The sequence below is a fragment of the Pseudomonas sp. MH9.2 genome (genome assembly GCF_034353875.1).
Classification (GTDB): Bacteria; Pseudomonadota; Gammaproteobacteria; order Pseudomonadales; family Pseudomonadaceae; genus Aquipseudomonas.
Genome location: NZ_CP133784.1, coordinates 2099897 through 2111126 on the forward strand (window position 1 = coordinate 2099897; position 11230 = coordinate 2111126).

12 protein-coding genes and 1 riboswitch are annotated in these 11230 nt (G+C 59.9%); of the genes, 10 read left to right on the forward strand and 2 right to left on the reverse strand.

The window, feature by feature from the left end; translation table 11 throughout:
* The first annotated feature begins 6 nt into the window (after window positions 1-6).
* From RHM55_RS09835 to RHM55_RS09850, 4 genes are all read left to right on the forward strand, one after another.
* A complete protein-coding gene (locus RHM55_RS09835; protein ID WP_322181547.1) occupies window positions 7-987 on the forward strand; it encodes a tripartite tricarboxylate transporter substrate binding protein in 981 nt (326 codons plus the stop codon).
* A gap of 64 nt (window positions 988-1051) precedes the next feature.
* Window positions 1052-1510, forward strand: coding sequence for a tripartite tricarboxylate transporter TctB family protein (locus tag RHM55_RS09840; RefSeq protein ID WP_322181549.1), 459 nt, complete (start codon window positions 1052-1054; stop codon window positions 1508-1510).
* Between the two features lies 1 nt (window position 1511).
* Window positions 1512-3026 carry a tripartite tricarboxylate transporter permease gene (locus tag RHM55_RS09845; protein WP_322181551.1) on the forward strand — a complete coding sequence of 505 codons (1515 nt, stop codon included), beginning with the start codon at window positions 1512-1514 and terminating at the stop codon, window positions 3024-3026.
* Window positions 3019-4050, forward strand: a complete 1032-nt coding sequence (locus tag RHM55_RS09850; protein WP_322181553.1) for an AbrB family transcriptional regulator — start codon at window positions 3019-3021, stop codon at window positions 4048-4050. The genes RHM55_RS09845 and RHM55_RS09850 overlap by 8 nt, the downstream gene beginning before the upstream one ends.
* A 94-nt stretch (window positions 4051-4144) precedes the next feature.
* Here RHM55_RS09850 and ung read toward each other — a convergent pair whose 3' ends face one another.
* On the reverse strand, window positions 4145-4837 hold the full coding sequence (gene ung, locus RHM55_RS09855; RefSeq protein WP_219062123.1) for a uracil-DNA glycosylase: 693 nt from the start codon (window positions 4835-4837) through the stop codon (window positions 4145-4147).
* Window positions 4838-5025: 188 nt separating this feature from the next.
* Between ung and RHM55_RS09860 the strand changes: the two genes are divergently transcribed.
* Window positions 5026-6138 (forward strand): enoyl-CoA hydratase/isomerase family protein, encoded by a 1113-nt coding sequence (locus RHM55_RS09860; RefSeq protein WP_322181555.1) that lies wholly within the window; start codon window positions 5026-5028, stop codon window positions 6136-6138.
* 37 nt (window positions 6139-6175) lie between these two features.
* Here the strand turns inward: RHM55_RS09860 and RHM55_RS09865 are convergent, their stop codons facing one another.
* On the reverse strand, window positions 6176-6625 hold the full coding sequence (locus tag RHM55_RS09865; RefSeq protein ID WP_322181557.1) for a hypothetical protein: 450 nt from the start codon (window positions 6623-6625) through the stop codon (window positions 6176-6178).
* A gap of 303 nt (window positions 6626-6928) precedes the next feature.
* Window positions 6929-7030, forward strand: a riboswitch (guanidine-I (ykkC/yxkD leader).
* Window positions 7031-7093: 63 nt separating this feature from the next.
* On the opposite strand from RHM55_RS09865, the gene RHM55_RS09870 reads away from it, so the two are divergent.
* The 5 genes from RHM55_RS09870 to RHM55_RS09890 are packed head-to-tail and all read left to right on the forward strand — an operon-like array spanning window position 7094 to window position 11168.
* Window positions 7094-8173 carry a putative urea ABC transporter substrate-binding protein gene (locus RHM55_RS09870; RefSeq protein WP_416152007.1) on the forward strand — a complete coding sequence of 360 codons (1080 nt, stop codon included), beginning with the start codon at window positions 7094-7096 and terminating at the stop codon, window positions 8171-8173.
* Between the two features lie 27 nt (window positions 8174-8200).
* Window positions 8201-9016, forward strand: a complete 816-nt coding sequence (locus RHM55_RS09875) for an ABC transporter permease (RefSeq protein WP_322181559.1) — start codon at window positions 8201-8203, stop codon at window positions 9014-9016.
* Window positions 9013-9777: an ABC transporter ATP-binding protein gene (locus RHM55_RS09880; protein WP_322181561.1), complete on the forward strand. Its 765-nt coding sequence runs from the start codon at window positions 9013-9015 to the stop codon at window positions 9775-9777. The genes RHM55_RS09875 and RHM55_RS09880 overlap by 4 nt, the downstream gene beginning before the upstream one ends.
* A 24-nt stretch (window positions 9778-9801) precedes the next feature.
* Window positions 9802-10527, forward strand: a complete 726-nt coding sequence (locus RHM55_RS09885; protein WP_322181563.1) for an urea amidolyase associated protein UAAP1 — start codon at window positions 9802-9804, stop codon at window positions 10525-10527.
* 11 nt (window positions 10528-10538) lie between these two features.
* Window positions 10539-11168, forward strand: coding sequence for an urea amidolyase associated protein UAAP2 (locus tag RHM55_RS09890; protein ID WP_322181565.1), 630 nt, complete (start codon window positions 10539-10541; stop codon window positions 11166-11168).
* Window positions 11169-11230: the final 62 nt, after the last annotated feature.

Sequence of the window (11230 nt, forward strand, 5' to 3'; positions counted from 1 at the left end):
ACAACCATGACTTTATCTTTGCGTCGTTTCGCCCTCGCCGCCAGCTGCATGCTAGTGGCTACCCAACTGCTCGCGGCTGAACCCAAGCGCCCGGAATGCATCGCTCCGGCCTCACCGGGGGGCGGATTTGACCTGACCTGCAAGCTGGCACAGAGCGCGCTGGTCAACGAAAAGCTGCTGAGCAAACCGATGCGCGTGACCTACATGCCCGGCGGTGTCGGCGCAGTGGCGTACAACGCAGTGGTTGCCCAGCGACCGGCCGACGCCGGCACGCTGGTGGCCTGGTCCAGCGGCTCGCTGCTGAACCTGGCACAGGGCAAGTTCGGCCGCTTCGATGAGAACGCCGTGCGCTGGCTCGCGGCGGTCGGCACCAGCTATGGCGCCATCGCCGTGAAAAGCGACTCGCCCTACAAGAACCTCAACGACCTGGTCGAAGCGCTGAAAAAAGACCCGAGCAAAGTGGTGATCGGCTCCGGGGGCACCGTCGGCAGCCAAGACTGGATGCAGACCGCCCTGATCGCCAAAGCCGCGGGCATCAACCCGCGTGACCTGCGTTATGTTGCCCTTGAAGGCGGCGGTGAAATCGCCACCGCGTTGCTCGGCGGGCACATTCAAGTAGGCAGCACCGACATCTCCGACTCCATGCCGCACATCCTTAGCGGAGACATGCGCTTGCTCGCCGTGTTCTCCGAAAAACGCCTGGACGAGCCGGAAATGAAAGACATTCCGACCGCCAAGGAACAAGGCTACGACATCGTCTGGCCGGTGGTACGCGGCTTCTACCTCGGGCCAAAAGTCAGCGACGAAGACTACGCCTGGTGGAAAGCGGCCTTCGACAAACTGCTGGCCTCCGATGACTTCGCCAAGCTACGTGACCAGCGCGAACTGTTTCCCTTTGCCATGACGGGCCCGGAACTGGACGCGTACGTGAAGAAGCAGGTCGCCGACTACAAGATCCTGGCCAAGGAATTCGGCCTGATTCAGTGATTGAACTCAATTGATATCAGTGGTTGCGTCGCCCATTCGAGGCGACGCGACACAGGAGTTACCCATGCTCTTACAACGAATTTTCGCCTCGGCGTTGCTGCTGGCGTGCGTCGGTCTTGCGCTCATGGCCTGGCCTTATCAGGCCGCATTTTCCTATGAACCTGTAGGACCTCGGGCGTTTCCCCTGCTGATGCTGGGGCTGATGGGCCTGGGCTTGCTGTACATGCTGTTTCGCCCGACACCCCTCGTCCACAGCGAAGAAGACCCTCAACTGGACCGCCCTACCCTGATCAAAATCGCCACTTGCACGGTTTTGCTCCTTATTTTCGCCGGCCTGTTCGAACCCTTGGGTTTCATCCTCAGCAGCATCCTGATCGGCATCCCCATGGCCCGTCTGTACGGCGGTCGCTGGAAGCTGAGCGTGGTGGTCGTGACCTTGATCAGCGTCGGCCTTTACCTGTTGTTCGATAAAGCCATGGACGTTCCGTTGCCGCTGGGCCTGCTCGACGTTCTGGAGAATTAATGTGGACACTTTTAGCTACCTGAGCCAAGGCTTCGGCGTTGCGCTGACCCCTTACAACTTGATCACCGCCCTGTGTGGCACCCTGATTGGCACCGTTGTCGGTTTGCTGCCCGGCCTTGGCCCGATCAATGGCGTGGCGCTGTTGATCCCTATCGCGTTCGCCCTCGGGTTACCCCCGGAGTCAGCGTTGATCCTGCTGGCGGCGGTGTACCTGGGCTGCGAATACGGCGGCCGGATCAGCTCGATCCTGCTGAACATTCCGGGCGAAGCGTCCACGGTGATGACCACTCTCGACGGTTACCCGATGGCTCGCCAGGGTCTGGCCGGTGTCGCCTTGTCGCTGTCGGCGTGGAGCTCGTTTATCGGTGCGTTCATTGCCACCTGCGGCATGGTGCTGTTCGCGCCCTTGCTGGCGAAGTGGGCGATTGCCTTCGGACCGGCGGAATATTTCGTACTGATGGTGTTCGCAATCGTCTGCCTCGGCGGCATGGCCGGTGATCGTCCACTGAAGACGTTTATCGCGGCGCTGATCGGGCTGTTTCTGTCCACGGTCGGCATCGACGCCAACAGCGGTGTGTACCGTTTCACCGGCGACAATATCCACCTGACTGACGGGATTCAGTTCGTGGTGTTGGTTCTGGGGCTGTTCTCGATCAGCGAAATTCTATTGCTGCTGGAAAAAACCCATCGCGGGCAAGAGGCGGTCAAAGCCACCGGCCGCATGATGTTCAACTTCAAAGAAGCCAGCTCGGTGTTCGTGGTGAACCTGCGTTGCGGTGTGCTCGGTTTCATCATGGGCGTGCTGCCGGGTGCTGGCGCGACACTGGCCAGCGCCGTGGCCTACATGACCGAGAAGCGTCTGGCGGGCAAGACCGGCAAATTCGGACAAGGTGACATACGCGGCCTCGCGGCCCCGGAAACCGCCATCGGCGGTGCGGCATGTGGAGCGCTGGTGCCGATGCTGACCCTCGGTGTCCCGGGCTCGGGAACGACAGCAGTGATGATCGGCGCATTGTCGCTGTACAACATCACGCCTGGCCCTTTGCTGTTTCAACAGCAGCCCGACATCGTCTGGGGCCTGATCGCCTCGTTGTTCGTCGCCAACGTCATGCTGGTGATCCTCAACATCCCGATGATCCGCATCTTCACCCGCATCCTCGCTGTGCCGAACTGGGCGCTGGTGCCAGTGATCGCGATCATCACTGCGATTGGCGTCTACGCCGTGCATGCCACCACCTTCGACCTGTTCTTGATGGTCGGTATCGGTATCTTCGGCTACATCCTGCGCAAGATGGACTTCCCTCTGTCGCCGGTCCTGCTGGGCTTTATCCTCGGCGGCTTGATGGAACAGAACCTGCGCCGTGCCCTGTCGATCTCCAACGGTGCGCTGGAAATTCTTTGGTCCAGCCCGATTACCTTCGGGATATGGGTGCTGACGGCCATCATGCTGCTGATGCCTGTCGTGCGGATCTGGCGCAAGCGCTCCCGGCAGCGTCGTGCCGTGGCTAATGTCTGATCGCCCTTTAAATACGTGGTGGGGAACCCCGCTGGTCGGCCTGCTGGGCGGTTACCTCGCCAGCCAGGTTGGCTGGCCGCTGCCGTGGATGGTGGGCTCGCTGCTGGCGATCATCCTGGTGCGCTGCCTGACGCCCTGGCAACTTGCGGAAATCCCCGGCGGCCGTAAAGGCGGGCAGTGGATTGTCGGGATTGGCATCGGCCTGCACTTCACGCCGGTTGTCATCGAACAGGTCATGTCGCATTTCGGCCTGATCTTCTTCGGAGCACTGGTCACCAGTGTTTCCAGCGTAGTCGGAGTTTGGCTGATGCGACGTAGCGGCGAAGATCGCGCAACGGCGTTCTTTTCCAGCATGCCGGGCGGCTCTGGCGAAATGGTCAACCTCGGGGCGCGCAACGGCGCAATCCTCAGCAGCGTCGCGGCGGGACAGAGTTTGCGAGTGTTGATGGTGGTGCTGTGCGTGCCCGCACTGTTCAAGTATCTGCTGGGCGACGGTGCGCCTGCATCGAATCCGGCAGCCGTTGACTGGTCCTGGCTGCTGGTGCTGTTTCCCGCAGGCGGACTGCTGGCGTGGCTCTGGCAACGGCTGAAGCAACCCAATCCATGGCTGTTCGGACCGCTATTGCTCAGTGCGGCCGCAAGCATCACTTGGGACTTGCACATCGGCTTACCGCAAGGCGGCAGCCAGATCGGCCAATGGCTGATCGGAAGCGGCCTGGGCTGCCATTTCAATCGTTCGTTCTTTCGGCGGGCGCCGTCGTTTATTGGCCGAACATTGCTGGGCACTGCACTGACCATGCTGATCGCCGCCCTCGCCGCTGGGTGCCTGAGTGTGATGACCCATCTGGACCTGCGCTCACTGACCCTGGGCATGATGCCCGGCGGCATCGCCGAAATGAGCCTGACAGCGGAAGTCTTACAACTGTCGGTGCCGCTGGTCACGGCAATGCAGGTCATGCGCCTGCTGTTTGTACTGTTCCTCGCCGAGCCGCTGTTTCGGCACTGGGATAAGCGGGCTGAGTAGAGACCGGGTTGACCCGTTCGCGAATGAGCTCGCTATTTTCTGTGGGAACGAATTCATTCGCGAAGATGGCAGGATGCCCGCCACTGCATTCAGGTCAAACCGGCGGCAATCTCCAGTCAATCGGTGTCAATCCATTCTGTTGCAAGAACTTGTTGGCCCGGCCAAAGTGTCCGTTGCCGAGAAAGCCTTTGTAGGCGGACAGCGGCGAGGGGTGTACCGAGGTCAGTACCAGGTGTTTGCTGGCGTCGATCAGTTTCTGTTTGCTTTGGGCATGAGCACCCCACAGCATAAACACCAGATGCGGCTGATGTTCGCTGACGACCTCAATCACCTTATCGGTGAAGATCTGCCAGCCTTTTTTTGCGTGTGAAGCAGCGTTCGCGCGTTCGACAGTCATGGTGGTGTTGAGCAGCAGCACGCCCTGATCGGCCCAGGACTGCAAGCAGCCGTGATTGGCGATGTCGATGTTCAGGTCACGCTTGAGCTCTTTATAGATATTGACCAGCGATGGCGGCGTTGGCACGCCTGGCTGCACCGAGAAGCACAAGCCATGGGCCTGACCTGGGCCGTGGTACGGATCCTGGCCAAGGATCACCACCTTGACCTTGTCCAGCGGCGTCGAGTTCAACGCATTGAAGATCATCGGGCCCGGTGGATAGATTTCCTTGCCTGCGGTGTGCTCCTGGCGCAAGAACTCACGCAGTTCGTTCATATACGGTTTTTCGAATTCCTCACGCAACGCGTGCTTCCAGCCGGATTCGAGTTTGATACGGTCATCGTTTGTCATGGCACACCTGCAAAAATCAATGCGCGGACACTAGGAAAGCTGGCCGCCGATGTCAATCGACCAATGTCATTGCACCACGCGGCCCCTGCCTCTTTCCTACACTCCCTGTAATCACCGTTTGCAACTTACCCCCGCATAGGGGTATCACAGACCCAATGGACAGTTGCCCCGCCCCCCGAGAGGTCATGATGAATCTGCAATTTGAAGAACTCCACGCCCAAGACGGCGCGCGCATTGGTGTTGCCAGCCTGGATGCGGAAAAGTCTCTGAATGCGTTGTCGCTGCCGATGATCCAGGCGCTGATGGATCGCCTTGAAAAATGGGCCGATGACCCGCAAATCGTTTGTGTACTGCTGCGCGGCAATGGCTCTAAATTTTTTTGTGCCGGCGGCGATGTACGAGCATTGGTCGACGCCTGCCGTGCCCATCCCGGCGAAGTCCCACCGCTGGCCGCGCATTTTTTCGCGGCGGAATACCGGCTCGATTACCGTCTGCACACGTACCCCAAACCCTTGATCTGCTGGGGCCATGGTTACGTGCTGGGTGGCGGCATGGGCTTGTTGCAAGGCGCGGGCATTCGCATCGTCACCCCGACCAGTCGCCTGGCAATGCCGGAAGTCAGTATCGGCTTATACCCTGATGTCGGCGCCAGTTGGTTCCTTTCCCGACTGCCCGGCAAACTGGGCCTGTTCCTCGGACTGACCGGTTCACACATCAACGGGCGCGACGCGCTGGATCTGGACCTGGCCGACCGTTTCCTGCTGGATGAACAGCAAGAAGAGTTGGTCGAGGGGCTGCTACAACTGAACTGGCAGGAACAAAGCCCGGTGCAACTCAACAGCCTGCTCAAGGCGCTGCAACAGGAAGCCATCGGGCAATTGCCTGATGCGCAATGGTTGCCGCGTCGAGCGCAGATTGATGAACTGCTGGACGTCGCGACTCTGCCGTGCGCCTGGCGTGCCATCAGTCAATGGAACACGCACGGCGATGCCCTGCTCAGCCGTGCGGCAAAGAATCTGACTGAAGGTTGCCCCCTGACTGCCCATCTGGTGTGGGAGCAGATTGTCCGCGCCCGACACATGTCGCTGGCTCAGGTATTCCAGATGGAATACACCCTGAGCCTGAATTGCTGTCGTCATCCCGAGTTCAGCGAAGGCGTGCGGGCGCGCCTGATCGATAAGGATCAAAAGCCTCATTGGCACTGGCAAGACGTCGCCAACATCCCGGACGCCGTGATCGATGCGCACTTCGCCAAGGTATGGGAAGGACGGCACCCCCTGGCGGACCTTTTAGACTACTAGACCCTTAAAGCAGGTGAAGCGCCGACGTAGCGACGCTTCACCTGTTTCCACCCCGACCATCGCCGCCACGGCCGTCGCCTCCGCGATTGCCGTGATCACCCCGGCCGCCTGAACCATTGTCATGACCGCGACTGCCACCACCGTGTCCACGGTCACCGTCATTCCGGCCTTCATTCCATGAAGGGTTGTAGTGTCCGCCACGACCCTCATGGCCACCCTGATCACTGCGGTAGTAACCCCGTCCGGCGTAAGGCATAGGTCTCGGACCATAATCAGGCCGAGGGGCGTAATAAGGCGCCGGACGCGGCCCGTAATAACGGGGAGGCGCTACGTAATAGCTCGGACGGTAGGACCGGTCATAACTGCCATAGTAAGCGCCACCGTAAACCGGCTGTGTATAGACATCGGATTCGTAATAACCGGGACCTGCATAACAACCAGCGAGGATTAAACCAAGCACAACTATAAGCAAGGGTCGTCGATACATGGCGGCCTCCTGGACCGCTAGAGAGCTCAAACCAGCGACGCTGGTCGGCATCGGTCAAAACCGCTGACTGACGAAAAATCAGACCGCAAATAATTCACCGAGTGCCCTGCCCCAAAAACTATATCCCACTCAAGATGCGCCCCAAACAGGTGCGTGCACGCACCACGCTAAAGCACCCACTCCCGTTCTCGCTCCCCCTTCAACTGCGCAACCCAACTGCCGCAAGGCGTGGTGAGACTTGGCACGCCTCTCGCTTATGACTTGATGTGCAGGAGTCAAAACAGGTTCGCGGCACCACAATTTACAATAGCTGACTAGGGTTCCGATTCGCTTGACGCGAGTGGCTGGTCCGAGAGTTGGCGACCTCCAGTAGAGGTTACACGGCGGGATAAAAGCCCGGGAGACAGGACACCAGTGGTGTCGCGTGACTCCTGACCGCTCGTTTTTTTTCCTACTGGAGGTTCTTATATGCAGAGCAACATTAAAAAGCCCCGTCTGTTCGCCATGCTCGCCGCTGGCCTCGTCGCGGCATTGAGCCTCTCGGCACACGCCGCCCCGAAAGAACACTTCAACGTTTGCTGGACCATCTATGCCGGCTGGATGCCCTGGGAATACGCGGGCACCCAAGGCATCGTCGACAAATGGGCGAAGAAATACGGCATCACCATTGATGTCACCCAGATCAACGACTACGTCGAATCGATCAACCAATACACCGCCGGCCAATTCGATGGCTGCTCCATGACCAACATGGACGCGCTGACTATTCCGGCCGCAGGTGGCGTCGACAGCACCGCGCTGATCGTCAGCGATTTCTCCAACGGCAACGACGGCATCGTGATCAAGGGTGAAGGCAAGAAAGTTGCCGACCTCAAAGGCATGAAGGTTAATCTGGTCGAGCTGTCGGTTTCTCACTACTTGCTGGCCCGTGCCTTGGACAGCGCTGACCTTACCGAGAAAGACCTTAAGGTCGTCAACACCTCGGATGCCGACATTTCTGCTGCCTTCAACACCGATGACGTCAAAGCGGTGACCACCTGGAACCCAATGCTTTCGGACATCAAGGCCAAACCCGGCGTGACCGAAGTGTTCGATTCGAGCAAGATTCCTGGCGAAATCATGGACATGATGGTGGTCAACACCCAGACCCTGAAAGACAACCCGGCACTGGGCAAGGCCCTGACCGGAGCCTGGTTCGAAGTGGTCGCACTGATGAACAGCAAATCCGCCGCCAGCACCGCTGCACTGGAACACATGGCCAAAGCCTCGGGCACCGACCTGGCTGGCTTCCAGTCGCAACTGAACACCACCAAGCTGTTCGCGACCCCCAAGGAAGCACTCGACTTCGCCGCCAGCGCTCAACTGCCACAAACCATGCGCAAGGTCGCCGAGTTCTCCTTTCAACATGGGCTGCTCGGTGAGGGTGCCAAGGACACCAGTGCAATCGGCATGTCTTTCGCCAACGGCGTGACCAGCGGCGACAAGACCAACCTCAAGCTGCGCTTCGACCCGAGCTACGTACAGATGGCTGCCGAAGGCAAATTGTAATCGCGTTCCAGCCCAAAGGTTATTGCCATGCGCTTGATAAACCGCCGCCCGGATCGCGCCAGCCGTCTGATTTTGGTGATCCTGCCGTTCGCCTTGTTGCTGTTCGCCTATTTCATGGGATCGGCGACTCGGCTGACGGAAAACCCCAACGACAAACTGCTGCCCAGCGCGGTGCAGATGACCGATGCGGTCAAGCGCATGGCCTTTACCGAAGACCAACGCAGCGGCGGTTATCTACTGTGGCAAGACACTGCCTCCAGCCTGCAACGCCTGGCGATTGGTCTTGGCATCAGCGCCCTGCTCGGCTTGTGCCTGGGTATCGCGTCGGGGATTCTGCCGCTGTTCGGCGCACCGTTGTCACCGCTGCTGACGGTGTTGTCGATGGTCCCGCCGCTGGCGATTCTGCCGATCCTGTTCATCGTGTTTGGCTTAGGTGAGCTGTCGAAAGTCATGCTGATTGTGATTGGCATTACACCGATCCTGGCGCGGGATCTGGAGCAGCGCGCCCGGGAGATTCCGGTCGAGCTGCTGATCAAGGCGCAGACCCTCGGCGCCTCGACCTGGACCTTGGTCCTGCGGGTGATCCTGCCGCAACTGCTGCCACGCCTGCTGATTGCCTTGCGTCTGGTGCTGGGTTCGGCTTGGTTGTTCCTGATCGCGGCCGAAGCCATTGCCTCCACCGACGGCTTGGGGTATCGGATTTTTCTGGTACGACGCTACCTGGCCATGGACGTGATCCTGCCCTACGTGGTCTGGATCACCCTGCTCGCCTGGCTGATGGATTGGGGGCTCAAGGCCCTGACCCGGCGTGCATTCCCCTGGTATGAAGGGGCACGCGGATGAGCTTTATTTCGGTGAAAAACGTCTGGCAACAGTACGACGATCAAGTGGTGCTCGAAGGCCTGAACCTGAGCGTCAACGAAGGTGAGTTCTGCACCTTGGTCGGCGCCTCGGGCTGCGGCAAATCCACTTTCTTGCGCTTGCTGCTCGGCCAGGAAGTGCCCAGTCGCGGCCAGATCCATCTCGACGGCAAGCCGCTGGCTGGCGAACCGGACGCCAGCCGTGGCGTGGTGTTTCAGCGCTACTCAGTGTTTCCGCATCTGTCAGTGCTGGACAACGTTGCTCTGGGTCTGGAATTGCCACGCTCGCCACTGCTTGGACGCCTGTTCGGCACGGCCAAACGCGAGGCTCGGGAACAGGCCGCGGCCGTGCTGAGCAAAGTGGGCCTGGCCCATGCGCAGGACAAGTACCCGACGCAATTGTCGGGCGGCATGCAGCAACGGCTGGCCATCGCTCAAGCGCTGATCATGAAACCGCGCGTGTTGCTGCTGGACGAGCCCTTCGGCGCGCTCGATCCGGGTATCCGCAAGGACATGCATGTCTTGTTGCTGGAGCTGTGGCGCGAGACTCGCCTGACTGTGTTCATGGTCACCCACGACCTGTCCGAGGGTTTCAACCTCGGCACCCGTCTGCTGGTGTTCGACAAGGTTCGCCATGACCCCCATGCGCCCGGCGCTTATGGCGCCCGCATCACCTACGACATTCCCTTGAACAGCGATCGCCGCGCCGCACGCGCCGCCATTGATTCGCTGCAAACGGTTTAGAGGATCTTTTTTATGAACGCGCACATGACCGACTCAACATCCCTGTTCCCCGTCTTTGCTGAAGAAATCCTGCCCGGCGGCGGCCACCGTTCGTTCGTGCTCAAGCGCGGCCAACTGCTGCGCCTGACCGACGTCCGTGGCGGCGCCAACGTCAGCCTGACCCTGCTTAACGCCAACGAGAAAACCGAACGGCTGAACCTGCCGGACAGCCTCAAATGCCAACACACCGCAAAACTGACCACCGGCCACTGCCTGTACTCGGACATGGGCCGGGTGCTGGCAGCGATCACGGCGGACACCTGCGGCTGGAGCGACAGCTTCGGTGGGGTGCTGTGCGCTGAAGAGGTCGCGGAAAAATATGGCCAAGGCCGCTATCAGGAACTGCGCAACGGCTTCTTTCGCAACGGCACCGATAACCTGCTGGTGGAACTGGGTAAATGGGGCCTGGGCCTGTCCGACCTGCTGATGACCCTGAACCTGTTCAGCAAAGTCCGGGTCGACGAAGACGGACACTTTCACTTCGTTGCGAACAACTCCAAAGCCGGTGACTACATCGAGCTGTATGCGCCGATGGACACCCTGGTGGTGCTGACCGCCCTGCAGCACCCGATGGACCCTGATCCACAGTACGCCCCCAAACCGCTCAAGCTCGGCTGGATGAACGCCGATCCCAGCATCGCCGAGTACTGCCGTACCTCGCGCCCGGAAAACGAGCGCGGTTTTATCAACACTGATCGCCTGTTCGCCTGAGGATCGCTGCCATGACCACACTCTCCAAACAGCCGGAAGCGGCGATCTACAACGCGACCATCCCCGCAGGCGAGCCCTGGCTGAGCGAAGTCAAGGCCGGACAAACCCTGCGCATCCTCGACCTGGAAGGCAATCAAGCAGTCGATACGCTGTTCTACAGCCTGGCCAACCCCCGCGAACGGTATGACGTGCAGCGTACCTTGCGGCGGCAGAACAGCGTGTACCTGACCACCGGCAGCGTGCTGTATTCCAACCTCGGCAAACCGATGCTGACCATCGTCGAAGACACCTGCGGACGCCATGACACCCTCGGCGGCGCTTGCGCGCAGGAGAGCAACACCGTGCGCTACTCTCTGGAAAAACGTCACATGCACAGTTGCCGCGACAACTACCTGCGCGCCTGTGCCCATGACGGTCGCCTGAGCAAAGGTGACATCGGCCCGAACATCAATTTCTTCATGAACGTGCCGGTCACCGCAGACGGCGGCCTGACCTTCGAAGATGGCATCTCGGCGCCCGGTAAATACGTCGAACTGCGCGCGGAAATGGACGTGATCGTGCTGATTTCCAACTGCCCGCAACTGAACAACCCGTGCAACGCCTACAACCCGACACCTGCGCAGTTGCTGATATGGAACTGAATCTTTTGAAGCTACGCAGCTGGTTATTCAGCCTGTGCCAAAGCCGCTCCGGGCAGTGCGTG

Bases quoted from the DNA above. Each gene is read 5' to 3' on its own strand.
- RHM55_RS09880 (WP_322181561.1), top strand. From the start codon at position 9,013: ATGAGCTTTATTTCGGTGAAAAACGTCTGGCAACAGTACGACGATCAA.
- RHM55_RS09850 (WP_322181553.1), top strand. From the start codon at position 3,019: ATGTCTGATCGCCCTTTAAATACGTGGTGGGGAACCCCGCTGGTCGGC.
- RHM55_RS09860 (WP_322181555.1), top strand. From the start codon at position 5,026: ATGAATCTGCAATTTGAAGAACTCCACGCCCAAGACGGCGCGCGCATT.
- RHM55_RS09835 (WP_322181547.1), top strand. From the start codon at position 7: ATGACTTTATCTTTGCGTCGTTTCGCCCTCGCCGCCAGCTGCATGCTA.
- RHM55_RS09885 (WP_322181563.1), top strand. From the start codon at position 9,802: ATGACCGACTCAACATCCCTGTTCCCCGTCTTTGCTGAAGAAATCCTG.
- RHM55_RS09890 (WP_322181565.1), top strand. From the start codon at position 10,539: ATGACCACACTCTCCAAACAGCCGGAAGCGGCGATCTACAACGCGACC.
- ung (WP_219062123.1), bottom strand. From the start codon at position 4,837: ATGACAAACGATGACCGTATCAAACTCGAATCCGGCTGGAAGCACGCG.
- RHM55_RS09840 (WP_322181549.1), top strand. From the start codon at position 1,052: ATGCTCTTACAACGAATTTTCGCCTCGGCGTTGCTGCTGGCGTGCGTC.
- RHM55_RS09870 (WP_416152007.1), top strand. From the start codon at position 7,094: ATGCAGAGCAACATTAAAAAGCCCCGTCTGTTCGCCATGCTCGCCGCT.
- RHM55_RS09865 (WP_322181557.1), bottom strand. From the start codon at position 6,625: ATGTATCGACGACCCTTGCTTATAGTTGTGCTTGGTTTAATCCTCGCT.
- RHM55_RS09875 (WP_322181559.1), top strand. From the start codon at position 8,201: ATGCGCTTGATAAACCGCCGCCCGGATCGCGCCAGCCGTCTGATTTTG.